General features: G+C 67.8%; 14 protein-coding genes and 1 tRNA gene. 9 read left to right on the plus strand and 6 right to left on the minus strand.

What is annotated here, in order from left to right; translation table 11 throughout:
* Nucleotides 1-34: 34 nt before the first annotated feature.
* Nucleotides 35-1,033 (plus strand): hemolysin family protein, encoded by a 999-nt coding sequence (locus tag ABGB08_RS11635; RefSeq protein ID WP_344447750.1) that lies wholly within the window; start codon nucleotides 35-37, stop codon nucleotides 1,031-1,033.
* Nucleotides 1,034-2,321: 1,288 nt separating this feature from the next.
* On the opposite strand, the gene ABGB08_RS11640 is transcribed toward ABGB08_RS11635, so the two are convergent.
* Nucleotides 2,322-2,404 (minus strand) — tRNA-Leu (locus ABGB08_RS11640).
* A gap of 108 nt (nucleotides 2,405-2,512) precedes the next feature.
* Between ABGB08_RS11640 and ABGB08_RS11645 the strand changes: the two genes are divergently transcribed.
* From ABGB08_RS11645 to pknB, 7 genes are all read left to right on the plus strand, one after another.
* Nucleotides 2,513-3,253 (plus strand): DUF3662 and FHA domain-containing protein, encoded by a 741-nt coding sequence (locus tag ABGB08_RS11645; protein ID WP_155340534.1) that lies wholly within the window; start codon nucleotides 2,513-2,515, stop codon nucleotides 3,251-3,253.
* A gap of 17 nt (nucleotides 3,254-3,270) precedes the next feature.
* A complete protein-coding gene (locus tag ABGB08_RS11650; protein ID WP_155348488.1) occupies nucleotides 3,271-3,735 on the plus strand; it encodes an FHA domain-containing protein in 465 nt (154 codons plus the stop codon).
* Complete coding sequence (locus ABGB08_RS11655; protein WP_347589276.1) at nucleotides 3,732-4,997, plus strand: Stp1/IreP family PP2C-type Ser/Thr phosphatase; 1,266 nt, start codon at nucleotides 3,732-3,734, stop codon at nucleotides 4,995-4,997. The genes ABGB08_RS11650 and ABGB08_RS11655 overlap by 4 nt, the downstream gene beginning before the upstream one ends.
* A gap of 32 nt (nucleotides 4,998-5,029) precedes the next feature.
* A complete protein-coding gene (locus ABGB08_RS11660) occupies nucleotides 5,030-6,379 on the plus strand; it encodes an FtsW/RodA/SpoVE family cell cycle protein (protein WP_347589559.1) in 1,350 nt (449 codons plus the stop codon).
* Complete coding sequence (locus ABGB08_RS11665; RefSeq protein WP_347589278.1) at nucleotides 6,376-7,836, plus strand: penicillin-binding protein 2; 1,461 nt, start codon at nucleotides 6,376-6,378, stop codon at nucleotides 7,834-7,836. The genes ABGB08_RS11660 and ABGB08_RS11665 overlap by 4 nt, the downstream gene beginning before the upstream one ends.
* Complete coding sequence (locus tag ABGB08_RS11670) at nucleotides 7,833-9,185, plus strand: protein kinase (RefSeq protein ID WP_347589280.1); 1,353 nt, start codon at nucleotides 7,833-7,835, stop codon at nucleotides 9,183-9,185. Before ABGB08_RS11665 ends, ABGB08_RS11670 begins: the two co-directional genes overlap by 4 nt.
* Before the next feature lie 64 nt (nucleotides 9,186-9,249).
* Nucleotides 9,250-11,088, plus strand: coding sequence for a Stk1 family PASTA domain-containing Ser/Thr kinase (gene pknB / locus ABGB08_RS11675; protein WP_347589282.1), 1,839 nt, complete (start codon nucleotides 9,250-9,252; stop codon nucleotides 11,086-11,088).
* Nucleotides 11,089-11,207: 119 nt separating this feature from the next.
* Here the strand turns inward: pknB and ABGB08_RS11680 are convergent, their stop codons facing one another.
* From ABGB08_RS11680 to ABGB08_RS11690, 3 genes are read right to left on the minus strand one after another with little or no spacing between them, the layout of a single operon-like run.
* Complete coding sequence (locus tag ABGB08_RS11680) at nucleotides 11,208-11,777, minus strand: gamma-glutamyl-gamma-aminobutyrate hydrolase family protein (protein WP_347589284.1); 570 nt, start codon at nucleotides 11,775-11,777, stop codon at nucleotides 11,208-11,210.
* A gap of 13 nt (nucleotides 11,778-11,790) precedes the next feature.
* Entirely contained in the window at nucleotides 11,791-11,946 is a 156-nt protein-coding gene (locus tag ABGB08_RS11685) for a hypothetical protein (RefSeq protein WP_170322382.1), read from the minus strand.
* A gap of 12 nt (nucleotides 11,947-11,958) precedes the next feature.
* Nucleotides 11,959-12,582, minus strand: coding sequence for a class E sortase (locus tag ABGB08_RS11690; RefSeq protein ID WP_347589286.1), 624 nt, complete (start codon nucleotides 12,580-12,582; stop codon nucleotides 11,959-11,961).
* A gap of 251 nt (nucleotides 12,583-12,833) precedes the next feature.
* Here ABGB08_RS11690 and ABGB08_RS11695 point away from each other — a divergent pair, with 251 nt between their 5' ends.
* Complete coding sequence (locus ABGB08_RS11695) at nucleotides 12,834-13,082, plus strand: cell division protein CrgA (protein ID WP_155353690.1); 249 nt, start codon at nucleotides 12,834-12,836, stop codon at nucleotides 13,080-13,082.
* 70 nt (nucleotides 13,083-13,152) lie between these two features.
* Here ABGB08_RS11695 and ABGB08_RS11700 read toward each other — a convergent pair whose 3' ends face one another.
* Nucleotides 13,153-14,034 (minus strand): rhomboid family intramembrane serine protease, encoded by an 882-nt coding sequence (locus ABGB08_RS11700; protein WP_347589288.1) that lies wholly within the window; start codon nucleotides 14,032-14,034, stop codon nucleotides 13,153-13,155.
* Between the two features lie 92 nt (nucleotides 14,035-14,126).
* A complete protein-coding gene (locus tag ABGB08_RS11705; RefSeq protein WP_155353688.1) occupies nucleotides 14,127-14,657 on the minus strand; it encodes a peptidylprolyl isomerase in 531 nt (176 codons plus the stop codon).
* Between the last annotated feature and the right edge of the window lie 101 nt (nucleotides 14,658-14,758).

Consider the following 14,758-nt stretch of genomic DNA (forward strand, 5'->3'; position numbering starts at 1 on the left):
GTTCCTCCCCGGCCGTCGCCCAGGGAAGGCTGTCATGAACAGCCTGACGGCGATTCTGCTCGGGCTGGTTTTGCTGGTGCTGAACGGGTTCTTCGTCGCGGCGGAGTTCGCGGTGATCTCGGCCAAGCGGCATCGGCTGGAAGAGGCGGCGGGCGGGCGGATGGCCCGGATGGCGGCCCGGGCGGCCGTGCGCGGCAGCCGCCAGCTGTCGTTGATGCTGGCGGGCGCTCAGCTGGGTATCACGCTCTGCTCGCTGGGGCTCGGCATGGTCACCGAACCGGCCATCCACCACCTGCTCGAACCGCTCCTCGGCGCGCTGCCCGAAGGCTTGCAGACGGCGCTGTCCTACATCGTGGCCCTGGCGATCGTGACGTTCCTGCACATGGTGGTCGGCGAGATGGCCCCCAAGTCCTTCGCCCTCACCCACCCCGAACGATCCGCCCTGGCCCTGGCGATCCCGTTCCGCGGCTTCGTCTGGCTGGTCCGGCCCATCCTGGCCACCCTCAACGGCCTCACCAACGGCCTGCTCCGTCTCTGCGGCGTACGCCCCCGCGACGAGCTCGCCACCACCAGAACGCCGCACCAACTCGCCGTCCTGGTCGCCGAATCCGGCCGGATGGGCATGCTCGACCGCAACGAACACGATCTCCTCACCCGGGCTCTACGCGTCCAGAACCAGCCCGTGGAACGCCTGATGATCCCCCTCTCCCAGACCATCACCATCCCCGCCGACGCCCCCGCTCACGTGGTCCACCAGACCGCCACCACCACCGGCCAACTCCGCATGCTGGTCATGGACGACAACTCCATCCTGGGCGTCCTCCACATCCGCGACACCCTGATCCACCCCGACCAACCTCCCTCAGCCCTGGCCACCCCCACCCCCCGAATCCCTCACACCACCCCCACCCCCGACGCGGTAACCACCCTCCAAGACGCCCACGCCCACCTAGGCGTAGTGGTGGACACCCACAACACCCCCGTAGGCACCATCACCCTCAACACCCTCACCGCCCAACTCCTCACGGTCTAAAGGGATATCCCCCACCCACCCGCCCTTTGGGACGCTCGCGCTCGGCCCCATCGGCCTCCGGCCTCGGGAACAGCACAGCCGGCCTCCGGCCTCGGGAACAGCACAGCAAGCCCACATTCCAACGCGACCCACAACCCAAGGGCCGGGGGACGAACCCCACAGCTCAGTCCCCCACCTACCAAGGGCAGACCGAACCCGCTTCTCAGCGCCACCACAACCGAGGGCAAGCCGAACCCCGCCTCTCAGCGCCACCACAACCGAGGGCAAGCCGAACCCCGGAGCTCGGCCCCACAGACGTTGGTCGTAACGCGGTCGCGGAACTCCGCGGCACCGCCGACTCCTCCCCACCCGACCAATCCGGGTTCAGGCGTGCGACGAAGTCCAGATGAAGGGACATTCCATCCCGCAGCTCAAGACCCAAGGCAAAGAAGTACGCGCAAGCGACTGGCTAGTCGTTTGAAAGTGAGATCAACAAAATCACCAGAGGCTCCACCGGCAACACCCGGAAGACCCAGAGGGCTTCAAACCAGCCCACCCACCCACTACCTTGATCGGTACTCCCACCAAAGGAGGGCTCCCGTGCCCCCACCCCGGCCCCTCACCACACCGGCAACACTCCCGGGGTTCCGCACGACCACCGACCTCAGACCCGGCATCGGAGCCACGATCACCAAACCCAGCCACACAACAGCGGCAACCAAAACCAGGGCAACCAACCCTGGGGGGATAGTCACGGCAACCAACTCTGGGGACGTAGTCACGGCGGCCAGCCCCGAGAACGCCCAACAGAATGAGCATGTGGCCGGGTCGCTTACCGTTATCCCGCGCCGCTCACGCAGGTGGGAGTCCTCGTCACACCGGCGCCAACAACCTCAAGCGCAACCCACCACATGCTGCAAGAACGAAGCCGGGACAATCACCCCAGAAAACGAAACCACGGCAACAAACCCTGAACCCAAAACCATGGCAGCCACCCACAACAGCAAAATCGGGGCAACCAACCCCAAGAACGAAACCGCGGAAACCGACCTCGGACCCGAATCCGAGGCAACTACCTGCCGCAACGAAACCAGGGCAACCAACCACGGAAACCGAACCGGGCCAAGCAAGCCTAGGATCGAAACCGGGAAACCCAACTATCGGAATGAAACCGCGGCACCCAAACCTGGGGGCGTGGGGGGCTTCGCCCCCCACAGCGGGGGGTTCGGGGGGTCGCCCCCCCGTGTAACGACGAGACGACCAAGGGGAGGAAGCCATAGGCTTCCGACCATTCAAAACCTTCGTCGAGTGGGCAAGGGGGGAGTTGAACCCCCACGTCCTTTCGGACACACGGACCTGAACCGTGCGCGTCTGCCATTCCGCCACTTGCCCGTTGCGGATGCCCCCGTCTCCAGGTGCTGTGAAAGGTTAGCACGGAACCGCCAGTGCTACTGAACCCGGATACGATCCCTGTAGACGATGGAGGAAGGGAGGTAACCGGTGGGAGTCCTTCAGCGCTTCGAGCGGAGGCTCGAAGGCTTGGTTGAAGGCGCCTTTGCACGCGCGTTCAAGTCCGACCTTCAACCGGTCGAGGTCGCCAGTGCCGTTCAGCGAGAGATGGACGAGCGGGCCGCGATCGTCGCTCAGGGCCGCACGCTCGTGCCGAACGACTTCGTGGTGGAGCTGTCCACGACCGACAGCGAACGGCTGGAGGTGTATGCGGACAGCATCAGTCACGAGCTGGCCAACCTCGCCAGGGAGTATGCCAAGGAGCAGGGGTATTCGTTCGTGGGCCCGGTCCGGGTGCGGTTCGAGACGGCTGACGACCTCGCGGTCGGGCTGTTCCGGATCCGTTCGGGTGTGATCCGGGGCGCGACGGTGGAGCAGGACGAGATCCGCCAGCCGGTGAGCGATGTGCCCGCCGGCCGGTCGAGCGCGTTCGGCGGCCATCCCCGGCTGCTGGTTTCCACCCAGGACGACCCGCAGGGCCAGCGGTCCTACGAGTTGACGACACCGGTCACACTGCTCGGTCGTGGTACCGATTGTGATCTACGGCTGGTGGATCCGGGCGTATCGCGGCATCATGCCGAGCTACGGGTCGAAGGTCAGCTGGTCGTCCTGGTTGATCTTGGCTCCACGAACGGCACCTTCGTCAACGGGCAACCGGTCCGCAGGATCGAGATGCAGGACGGGACGAGGGTGACACTAGGTCGCACGACTCTGGTGTTCAGGCGCGATTAGAGGTAGACAAACGGTCCATGTCCGAGCTCACGCTGCTGCTGATCCGGCTCGCCTTCCTGGCGGTGCTCTGGTTCTTTGTCATTGCCGCGGTCGGTGTGATCCGGACAGACTTGTTCGGTCCACGCACGGCTCCGGCTACGGCACGGAAGCCACCCAAACCGGCTAAACCGGTGTCGAAGCCCAAGAGGGGGGAACCTCGTCAAATGGTCGTCGTCGGCGGCCCCCTGCAAGGGACCATCATCAACCTCACGGAGACGCCAATCACCATCGGCCGGGCGACTGACGCCACGCTCGTCCTCAGCGACGACTACGCTTCGAGCCGGCACGCCCGGCTCTTCCCCCAGGACGGCCAGTGGATCGTGGAAGACCTCGGTTCGACCAACGGCACGTACCTCGACCGTTCCAAAGTGACCCGCCCGATGCCGGTGCCCCTCGGAACTCCGATTCGCATCGGCAAGACCGTCATCGAATTGCGCAAATGACAATCGCACTCCGCTACGCCGCCCGCTCGGACGTCGGCCTCCTCCGCGAAGGGAACGAGGACTCGGCGTACGCTAGCGGCCGCCTGCTTGCCGTCGCCGACGGCATGGGCGGGCATGCTCACGGCGAGGTGGCCAGCTCGGTCGCCATCGCCGCACTGTCGTCCTTGGACAAGGACGCCTACGGGAGTGATCTGCTCGGCACGATCGAGGCAGCGGTCCGTGACGCCAACCATCAGCTGCATTCGATGGTCGCCCGCGATCCGAGCCTCAAGGGCATGGGTACCACGCTCACCGCGATGTTGTGGAACGGCACCAGGTTCGCGCTCGTCCATGTGGGCGACTCGCGGGCCTATCTGTTGCGCAGCGGCGAGCTCTACCAGATCACCCACGACCATACGCTCGTGCAGTCGCTGGTGGATGACGGCCGGATCACCCAGGAAGAGGCCGCCAACCACCCGCAACGCTCGATCCTGCTGCGCGCCCTCGACGGCAGCGGTGAGGTCGACCCCGACCTGCAGGACCGGGAAGCCCAGCTGGGCGACCGTTACCTGCTGTGCTCGGACGGCCTGTCCACCGTCGTGAGCGCCGAGACCCTGCACCACACGCTGTCGACGATCGACGATCCCGACGATGTGGTGCGCCAGCTCATCGACCTCGCGAACCGGGGCGGCGGGCCGGACAACATCACCTGCGTGGTGGCCGACGTCATGGAGATCGATGACGTGCAGCCGCACAACCACGCCGCGGCGGTGGTGGGCGCCGCCGGTTCCGGCCGGGTGCGCTCCGCGCCGCCGGACACCCCGGCCGGTCGCGCCGCGACCGTGACCGCGCCGCAACCGGTGATCATCGACTTGGACGGCGAGCCGGCGCCGGAGGCCCTGGCCTCCGGCCGCCGGACCCGGAAACGACGATCGTGGCCGGTTCTGGTCAGTCTGCTGGTTGTTTTCGCCGCCGCGCTCGGGCTCGGCGGCTATTACGGTTATCAGTGGACTCAACAGCAGTTCTACGTCGGCGCGGAAGGCGACAAGCTGGTCGTCTTCCAGGGTGTCAACGCCGACCTGGGCATCGTGTCGCTCAAGCACATCGTGCACGACCCCAAACTGTCGGTCTCCGCGCTGCCTCCGGTGGAGCAGGCCCGGGTCCGCGGCACCATCCCTGTCGACAGCCTGGAAGCCGGAAAGGAACGGATCTTGACGCTGCAGGGCACCGTCAAGACCCCGGAACCGTCCGCGTCGCCCTCCCCGACGGAGTCGGGTAAGTGACCGCGGCGGCGGTCGAGGTCGCGCCCGTCCCCATGACCGCGAAGCGGCGGGGGGCGCAGCTCGCGATGCTCGCCTTCGCCATTGCCGTCGTGATGGGCGCGTATGCGAGCGTCGGTCTCGGCCTGGACGGGAAGATCCCGGCCGGCATGCTGACCTACGGCCTTGGCCTCGGTGCCTTGATGGTCGCCGCCTACCTGGTGCTGGCCAGGTTCGCCCCGTGGGCCGACCCCCTGCTGCTCCCGCTGGTGACGCTGGTCAACGGGATCGGCCTGGTGATCATCTACCGGATCGAGCAGGCCGGCCAGGCCGGTGCCTCGGCCACCAACCAGCTGTTCTGGACGGCGCTCGGCGTGGTCATGTTCTCCGCGACTCTGATCGTGTTGAAGGACCACCGCGCCTTGCAGCGCCTCACGTACACGATGGGCTTTGTCGGCCTGGGGCTGCTGGTGCTCCCGCTGGTGCCGTTCATCGGCAAGGAGATCAACGGCGCCCGGATCTGGATCGGCGTCGGCGGTTTCACCATCCAGCCCGCCGAGTTCGCCAAGCTCGCGCTGGTGGTGTTCTTCGCCGGTTACCTGGTCGCCAAGCGGGATGTGCTGGCGCTGGCCGGGCGGCGGCTGCTCTTCATCGATCTGCCCCGGGCCCGTGACCTCGGCCCGGTCCTGATCACCTGGGGCTTCAGCCTGGCCGTGCTGATCCTGCAGAAGGACCTGGGCAGCTCGCTGCTGCTGTTCGGCACGTTCATCGTGATGCTCTACATCGCCACCCAGCGCACCTCGTGGGTGCTCATCGGCGTGCTGCTCTTCCTCGGCGGCGCGATCCTGGCCGGGCAGGTCTTCGACCACGTGGCGGCCCGGTTCGAGGTGTTTCTCCAGCCGGAGTCGGCGGAGCTCTACGACCGCGAGTTCGGCGGCAGCTACCAGCTCATGCAGGGCCTGTTCGGCCTCGGCTCCGGCGGCATCCTCGGCACCGGCCTCGGTGAGGGCCACCCCAACCTGATCCCGCTGTCGTTCTCGGACTTCATCTTCGCCGCGGCCGGCGAGGAGCTCGGCCTGACCGGCCTGATGGCGCTGCTGATGGTGTACGCGCTGATCGTCGAGCGGGGCCTGCGCACCGCGATCGCGGCCAGGGACCCGTTCTCCAAGCTGCTGGCGGGCGGCCTGTCCTTCATCCTGGCCTGGCAGGTGTTCATCATCGTCGGCGGTGTCACCAACCTGATCCCGCTGACCGGCCTGGTGACACCGTTCATGTCGGCGGGCGGTTCCGCCCTCCTGGCTAACTGGATCCTTATCGCCCTGCTGGTACGCATGTCAGACGCGGCCCGTAGACCGCCGCCCCAGGCCATCCAGGACGAGGGACTGACACAGGTGTTCCAGCGATGAACGGTACTCTGAAGCGCGCCGCCCTGGCCTGCCTGCTGATGTTCGGCCTGCTGATGCTCAACGTGAACTACCTGGGCGCGGTCAAGGCGGAGGACTACCGCACCGACTCGCGCAACCAGCGCGCCTTCTTCGCCCGCTACAGCGTCGACCGGGGCTGGATCACCGCCGACGACGGCAAGACGACGCTGGCCAAGACGGTGGAAGTGGGCGGCGACTACCGCTTCGAGCGGCAGTACCCGAACGGCAAGATGTATGCCCACATTCTCGGTTTCTTCGCTCCGGAGAGCTCCCGCGGGATCGAACTGGCGGCCGGCAAGTACCTCGACGGCAGCCACCCGGACCTGCTGGTCCGGCGCGCGATCGACTTCATCAGCAACGAACCCCCGAAGGGCGCCAGCGTCGATCTGACGATCGTCCCCAAGGCGCAGGAGGTCGCGTACAACGCGCTGCGGGCCAGTGGCAAGCGGGGCGCGATCGTGGCGATGAACCCGAAGACGGGCGCCGTCCAGGTGATGGTGTCGCTGCCGACCTACGACCCGAACACCATCGTGGTGCCGAACAAGGCGACGGCCGCGAAGGCGTACAACAAGCTGGACGCCGATGAGCAGGACCCGCTGCTGAACCGGGCCACCGAGAAGACCTACCCGCCGGGGTCGACGTTCAAGGTGGTGACCACGGCCGAGATCCTGGAGAACGACCCCAGCGTCACCCCGGAGACGCAGGTGGCCGCGCCGCAGGTGCTGGACCTGCCGCAGACCACGGCCGGCCTGCCCAACTACGGCGGCGCCGCCTGCGGCTCCGGCCAGGTCTCGCTGCGGTACGCGCTGGAGCGCTCGTGCAACACGCCGTTCGCCAAGCTCGGCATGGAGCTGGGCTGGGACAAGATGCGCGAGCAGGCCGCCAAATTCGGCATCGGCGAGCCGATCCCGTTCACGCTGCCGGTGGCCAAGAGCGACATCGGCCCGGAGGAGGAGCTGGCGGCCCTCGCCCAGCTCTCCATCGGCCAGCGCAACAACCAGATGACGCCGCTGCAGATGCTCCTGGTCGCGGCCGGCATCGGCAACGGCGGCCAGGTCATGAAGCCGTACCTGATCGACAAGATCGTCGGCCCGGACGGCGGAGTGCTGAACGAGACCGAGCCTGACCTGATGACGGAGGCGATCAGCTCCGAGGTGGCCGGCAAGCTGAAGGACATGATGGTCTCGGTCGTGCAGGCCGGCACCGCGACCGCCGCGCAGGTCCCGGGCGTGAGCGTGGCCGGGAAGACCGGCACCGCCGAGCACGGGGACAGTCCCTCGCCGCACGCCTGGTTCATCGGCTTCGCCCCGGCCGACAACCCCGAGGTCGCGATCTGCGTCTTCATCGAGTCCGGCAGCGCCGGCACCGACGCCACCGGCGGCCACACGGCCGCGCCGCTGGCGAAGGACGTGATGCAGGCGGTGCTGCAGGCGAAATGAGCCATCCGCTGCTCGGTAATCGTTACCGGCTCACCGCCCGTATCGCCGCCGGGGGGATGGGCGAGGTGTGGCGCGCCACCGACGAGCTGCTGCACCGCGAGGTGGCGGTGAAGCTGCTGCGGGCGCACGTGGCCACCGACCCCGCGTTCCGGGCACGGTTCCGCAGCGAGGCCCGGTTCACCGCGGGCCTGACGGATGCCGCGATCGCCCAGGTCTTCGACTACGGCGAGGAGGACGACACCGCCTACCTGGTGATGGAGCTGGTGCACGGCGAGCCGCTGTCGGCGATCCTGGCCAGGAACGGGCGGCTCAGCGCGGAGGTCACGCTGGACGTGATCGCGCAGGCCGCGCGGGGCCTGAACGTGGCGCACCGGACGGGCATCATCCACCGGGACATCAAGCCGGGCAACATGCTGATCACCGACACCGGCATGGTGAAGATCACTGATTTCGGCATCGCCCGGGCGCTGGAGGCGGCGCCGGTGACCCAGACCGGGACCGTGCTGGGCACCGCGCAGTACGTGAGCCCCGAGCAGGCCTCCGGCACCACGCTCACCCCCGCCACCGACATCTACTCGCTGGGCGTGGTGGCCTACGAGTGCCTGGCCGGCCGGCCGCCGTTCACGGCCGAGACGCAGGTGGCCATCGCGCTGCACCATCTCAACGATCCGCCGCCACCGCTGCCGGACAGCGTGCCGCCGCCGCTGCGCGGCCTGGTGGCCGCGATGCTCGCGAAGGATCCGGCCATGCGGCCGGCCAGCGCCCGGGAGCTCGGCGACCGGGCGCTCGTGCTGCGTGACTCCCTCGCCGGGGGCGGCAGCCAGGCGCTGAGCACGCTCACCGATCCGTCCGGGTTCCCGGTGACCGGCGGCATGACCCGGGTCGGCTCGCCGCCGTCCGGCGGCCCCGGCACCCGTACGGCTCCCGCGCTGCCGCCCAAGCCGCCGCCGCGCCGGAGGTCGCCCCTCCTAGCGTTCACCCTCGCGGGTGTTGCCTTGACCCTTGGTCTGGGCACTGTTGCCATCATGGAATTGCGGGATCCGGGCAGACCGGCGAATGAGGGCAAACCTACGCAGGTCATCCCGGTTTCACAGGTGCCCACGCCCAAGAAATCACCGTCACCGAAGGCGTCGAAGCCCACGCCAACGGTGCCGTCGGCCCGTCCGACACCGCCCCCGTCGGCTACCGTTAGCACGACGGCGACTCCTACGCCAAGTCCGTCGCCGTCTCCGTCCCCGACTCCAACCCCGACCGCGACGCCGAGCGAGACTCTGACGCCAAGTGAGACTCCACCAACCCCCTCAATTACCCCAAGCGCCTCGACCCTCTCCAATGAGGAGACGCCATGACGTACGGGGTCGATGATGGACACCGGCGGCACCCCAAGATGAACGGCAAGGGACAGTGCAGGAAATGACTCAGCCACGACTACTCGGCGGTCGATACGAACTCGACGGCGTCGTCGGGCGTGGCGGCATGGCCGAGGTGTATCGCGCCCGGGACATCCGGCTGGACCGCATCGTCGCGATCAAAACGCTCCGCTCGGATCTGGCCAGGGATCACACCTTTCAGGCGCGGTTCCGGCGTGAGGCGCAGTCGGCCGCGTCCCTGAACCATCCGGCGGTCGTCGCGGTGTATGACACCGGCGAGGACATGACGGACGGGACGCCAGTGCCGTACATCGTGATGGAGTATGTCGACGGGCGGACGCTGCGCGACCTGCTGCGCGCCGACCGGCGGCTGATGCCGGAGCGGGCGGCGGAGCTGGTGGACGGCATCCTGCGGGCCCTGGACTACAGCCACCGCGGCGGGATCGTGCACCGGGACATCAAACCGGCCAACATCATGGTGACCCGCAACGGCGAGGTCAAGGTGATGGACTTCGGCATCGCCCGGGCCATGGCCGACTCGGCCGCCACGATGACCCAGACCGCGCAGGTGATCGGCACCGCGCAGTACCTGTCGCCGGAGCAGGCGCGCGGCGAGCGGGTGGACGCGCGCAGCGACATCTACTCGACCGGGTGCGTGCTGTACGAGCTGCTGACCGGCCAGCCGCCGTTCACCGGGGACTCGCCGGTGGCCATCGCCTACCAGCACGTGCGCGAGGATCCGATCCCGCCGTCCCGGATCGATCCGGACATTCCCCGCTGGTGCGACGCGATCGTGCTGAAGGCGATGGCCAAGGATCCGGTGCAGCGCTACCAGAGCGCGGCCGAGATGCGCGCCGACCTGCAGCGCGCGGTCCAGGGCATGCCGATGGACCCGCAGACGATGGCGCTGGCCAACAATTACGGGCAGTATGCGGGGGCCGACCGCACCCGGTCGATGACCGCCGCGGGCGGCCCGCCCACCCAGGGCACCCGCAGCATCCAGCCGTACGAGTACGGCCCGGAGGAGCGCGGCGGCGGCAGCCGCAGCGACCGGCACCGGGACCGGGGCGGCAACACCGCGCTCAAGACGGCCGCCTGGATCCTCATCCCGCTGCTGATCATCGGCGCGTTCATCGGCGTGGGATACATGTTCCTGAGCTCGCCCAACCAGCCGACGGTGAGCGACCAGGTCGAGATCCCGATCGTGGAGGACCAGACCCAGGCGGAGGCCGAGAAGCTGCTCACCGAGGCGGGCTTCAAGGTCACCCCGGAGCAGGTGTTCAGCGCCGACGTCAAGAAGGGCCGCGCGATCACCACCGATCCTCCCCCCGGCACCAAGCTGGCGAAGGGCGAGGCGGTCGTCCTCAAGGTCTCCAAGGGCATCGAGACGGTCCTGGTGCCCGATGTGACCGGTAAGACCAAGGAGGAGGCCACGGCCATGCTCCAGGACGCGGGCTTCTCGGTGACGCTGGCCTACAAGAACTCCTCCGCCGAGCAGGGCAAGGTCATCGAGACCAAGCCGGCGGCGGGCGCCGAGGCGCCGAAGGAGAGCAAGGTCCGGATCATCCTGCCGACCGAGCTGGTGGAGCTGCCGAGCGTGGTCGGCATCACCATCGAGGACGCCAGGACCACGCTGGAGCAGGCCGGCTTCAAGGTGAAGGAAGTGGAGCAGGCGAGCGACGTGGTGATCGCGGGTCAGGTCATCGACCAGTCCCCGGCGGCCGGGAGCAAGCACCCGCCGGGCCGGACGATCACGCTGATCGTGTCGAGCGGCCCGTCCAACGACTTCCCGACCGACCCGCCGACCGATGATCCGACCGACTTCCCGACCGACACCCCGACGGACGGCGAAGTGGACATCGGCGTCGATCCGAATCAATGATCGTCCAGGGCCTTCCCCTCCGGGGGGAGGCCCTGTTTTTGGCGTGAAAAGAGGGTTTCCGCCACTCGGGGGCGATGGCGGAAACCCTCACTCAGATGTCGTCTGGCGGTCGGCTGGTGTTACACGATTTGAGCGAGCCAGTTTCCGAATAGTTGATGGCCGTGTTCGGACAGGACCGATTCGGGGTGGAACTGCACGCCTTCGATGGGGGCGGTGCGGTGGCGCAGGCCCATGATGACGCCGTCCGGCGTGGTCGCGGTCACGTCGAGGTCGATGGGGACGGTGCCGGGTTCGACGGCCAGCGAGTGGTAGCGGGTCATCGTGACCGGGGTGGGCACGCCGCGGAAGACCCCGCGCCCGTCGTGCTCGATCCTGCTGGTACGCCCATGCATGAGCTCCGGCGCCCGGCCGACCTTCGCGCCGTACGCGATGGCGATGGCCTGGTGGCCGAGGCAGACGCCGAGCAGCGGGAGGTGGCGGGCGGCGCAGTGGTGGACCAGCGGCACGCTGACTCCGGCGGCTTCTGGGGTGCCGGGTCCCGGCGAGACGAGCACGCCGTCGAAGCCGTCGGCGTCGGCGGTGGAGACGACGTCGCGGGGCCGGACGTCGCAGTGGGCGCCCAGTTCGCGCAGGTACTGCACGATCGTGTGCACGAAGCTGTCGTGGTTGTCCACGACGAGGACGCGCATGGCGACTTGCTCCTTACCCGACGGTGACCCGGTCCAGCGGAATGTGGTGTTCCGCCCAAGGGAACACGACATACCAGAGTAGGGCGGTGATGACAGCGATCAGCACCAGGGTGGCGCAGAGCCGGAGCGTGGTGCCGCCGGGAAGCTTTCGCCAGATAAATCCGTACATGTCAGCTTTCGGTTAGGTACGGCGTTCGTGGGTGGCGTTGAGGACGCCGTACACGATCAGGCGTTGCCGGGCCGAGTATTCGGGGTGGCAGGTGGAGAGGGTGAGCAGGGCCTGTTTGGGGCGTTTGCCGGGATGTTCCGGGACGGGCTCGATCACGTCGACCTGGGTGGGGTAGACGATCTTCTTGCTGGTGACCCGGTAGGTGTAGCGGGCCTCGCGGGCGTCGATGATCACCTCGTCGCCGGCGCGGAGCTCGCCGATGCGGTTGAACGGGGCCGCGTACGTGGTGCGGTGGCCCGAAACCACGAAATTTCCTACTTCGCCGGGGAGGGCGGTGCCGGGGTAGTGCCCGGGGCCCTGGCGCAGGTGTTCGGCGTCGATGCCCTCGACGATGGCGTACTTGTAGTCCACCCCCAACCGGGGGATGCGGATCATCGCCAGCGCCCGGCCCAGCTCGATGCTGTCGAGCTTGCCGTCCCCCGTGATCGTGGTCTCCTGCGTCAGCTCGCGCTGGAGCATCTCCTGGTGCTGCTCGGTGTAGGCCGTGGTCCCCCACAGCAGATACGCGCAGAACATCAGCAGGACCAGGCCGAGGGTGATGCTGACCTCACCGAACGTCCGGAGCACCGCCCGCACCGCACACCCCCTCCTGTGACGATGCCCCACGCTATGACCGGCGGCGCCGCGGAGCCCGCCCGCCGGGCCCGCGTTTGGCGCATTGTTTGCATTTCATCGCCAGGGATCTGATCCCCGTCAACAGGATCGAACCTGCTCGGAATGGCCCTGACGACGGGCGGCGACTATTCTTACTCCGGACTTCGCTCGCCAGCGACTACGCTTACTGACAAACCCGCAAGACAGCGCGGGTGACCACCAGGAGACTTCCCGTGCCCAAGTCCAACGTACGCAAGAAGGCCGTCTACACGCCGCCGCAGAAGACCTCATCGGTCAAGGTCAGCCCGCGCTGGCTGGCGCCCGTGATGGTGGCGTCGTGGATCCTCGGCATCGGCTGGATCGCCGCGTACTACATCGTCAGCAACACCGGACCGGTCTTCGGGCCGCTCGGAAACTGGAACCTGCTCATCGGGTTCGCCCTGATCATCTTCGGTGTGGTGCTCTCCACGAAGTGGCGCTAGTCCGTCCCGGCGTTCCGGGCTGGAACTTTCCACAGGCTTTATCCACAGCCTGGGGAAACAGCCCGGAACCCTAGCCGAACCTGCGTTCTATCTCCGCGATCAGCGCGTACGGATCGCCGAGCACCACGGCCGCCACCAGGACGGCAAGGATCACCAGCGCGCCGGCCAGCTGGATCGTGTTCCTGTTTTTCTCCGGTGCGTACGCGAAGACGGCCGACACCAGGACGCCGACGACCAGGCCGCCCAGGTGGCCCTGCCAGCTGATCCCCGGAATCAGGAACGTGAGCACCACGTTGATGCCGATCAGCCAGACCACGCCCCTGGCGTCGTAGCCGAGCCGCCGTGAGACCACGAACAGCGCCCCGAACAGGCCGTAGATCGCGCCGGACGCGCCGACCGACGGGTAGATGCTGAACAGGAAGACGGCCACCGAGCCGCCCAGCGCCGACAGCAGGTAGAGCGCCGCGAACCGCACATGGCCGAGCCGCCGCTCCAGCTCGGGGCCGATCGCCCACAGCGCCCACATGTTGAAGAGGATGTGGGTGATCGCGAACGTGCCGGTCGGGCGCAGGTGCAGGAACGCGCCGGTGAGCAGCCGCCACCACTCGCCCTGCTCGATGGCGCCCGGCGAGGTGTTGAACTCGCTGACGAAGTCGCCGCCCAGCACGATCTCCCCGAAGTAGGCGACCACGTTGATGATCAGCAGCGTCCAGGTCACCCGGGGCACGCTCACCGCGGCGCCGCCGAACACCGCCTTCGCCTGCCGGACGCCCTTGTTCCCGTCCCGCACGCACTCCACGCACTGGAAGCCGACGGCGGCATCGCGCATGCAGTCGGGGCAGATCGGGCGGTCACAGCGCTGGCAGCGGACGTAGGTCTCTCGTTCGGGGTGCCGGTAGCAGGTGGGGACCGCTTCGGCACCCGGTTGCATCGAGGGTGGCTGGGTGGTCATGGGGTCCTTCCAAAGGGGTCTATCCACAGACTGCCACACGAAGACGCCGCCCTGGCCGCGAGATCAGCGGCCAGGGCGGCGTTCAGCGTGGGTCAGGAACGTTCGATGGTGACCGATTCGATCACGACGTCCTTGAGCGGCCGGTCCCGGCTGTCGGTCTCGGTACGGGCGATCTCGTCCACCACGTCGGTGCCCTCGATCACCTCGCCGAAGATGGTGTGACCCTGGTTCAGGTGCGGCGTGAGGCCGACCGTGATGAAGAACTGCGAGCCGTTGGTGCCCCGGCCGAGGCGCTTGCCCGCGTTGGCCATGGCCATCAGGTACTTGCGGTTGAAGATGTTCTCGGTGTGGATCTCGTCGTCGAAGTCGTAGCCCGGGCCCCCGATGCCCAGGCCCAGCGGGTCGCCGCCCTGGATCATGAATCCGCCGATGACCCGGTGGAAGATCGTTCCATCGTAGAGGCGAGCGGTGGTCTTGGCGCCGGTCTCCGGGTGGGTCCACTCCCGGGTGCCCTCGGCGAGCTCGACGAAGTTGCGCACGGTCTTGGGCGCGTGGTTCGGGAAGAGTTTGACGCGAATCGTGCCATGGTTGGTGCGCAGATTCGCGACGAGGTTCTCAGCCATGAGAAGCCGCCCCCTTGGTCGGTGATTGTTCCGGTCTCGGTGTTCATTCTCCGATGACAGGGTATCGAGGCTCCCGGCGGAGCCCGGCCAGGATTGAGGGC

This window comes from Acrocarpospora sp. B8E8 (assembly GCF_039871605.1).
Classification (GTDB): domain Bacteria; phylum Actinomycetota; class Actinomycetes; order Streptosporangiales; family Streptosporangiaceae; genus Acrocarpospora; species Acrocarpospora macrocephala.

Coding starts and splice junctions, on each gene's coding strand:
- ABGB08_RS11705 (WP_155353688.1), bottom strand. CDS start 14,657: ATGGCTGAGAACCTCGTCGCGAATCTGCGCACCAACCATGGCACGATT.
- ABGB08_RS11660 (WP_347589559.1), top strand. CDS start 5,030: ATGACCGCGAAGCGGCGGGGGGCGCAGCTCGCGATGCTCGCCTTCGCC.
- ABGB08_RS11650 (WP_155348488.1), top strand. CDS start 3,271: ATGTCCGAGCTCACGCTGCTGCTGATCCGGCTCGCCTTCCTGGCGGTG.
- ABGB08_RS11685 (WP_170322382.1), bottom strand. CDS start 11,946: ATGTACGGATTTATCTGGCGAAAGCTTCCCGGCGGCACCACGCTCCGG.
- ABGB08_RS11655 (WP_347589276.1), top strand. CDS start 3,732: ATGACAATCGCACTCCGCTACGCCGCCCGCTCGGACGTCGGCCTCCTC.
- ABGB08_RS11635 (WP_344447750.1), top strand. CDS start 35: ATGAACAGCCTGACGGCGATTCTGCTCGGGCTGGTTTTGCTGGTGCTG.
- ABGB08_RS11680 (WP_347589284.1), bottom strand. CDS start 11,777: ATGCGCGTCCTCGTCGTGGACAACCACGACAGCTTCGTGCACACGATC.
- ABGB08_RS11670 (WP_347589280.1), top strand. CDS start 7,833: ATGAGCCATCCGCTGCTCGGTAATCGTTACCGGCTCACCGCCCGTATC.
- ABGB08_RS11665 (WP_347589278.1), top strand. CDS start 6,376: ATGAACGGTACTCTGAAGCGCGCCGCCCTGGCCTGCCTGCTGATGTTC.
- ABGB08_RS11700 (WP_347589288.1), bottom strand. CDS start 14,034: ATGACCACCCAGCCACCCTCGATGCAACCGGGTGCCGAAGCGGTCCCC.
- pknB (WP_347589282.1), top strand. CDS start 9,250: ATGACTCAGCCACGACTACTCGGCGGTCGATACGAACTCGACGGCGTC.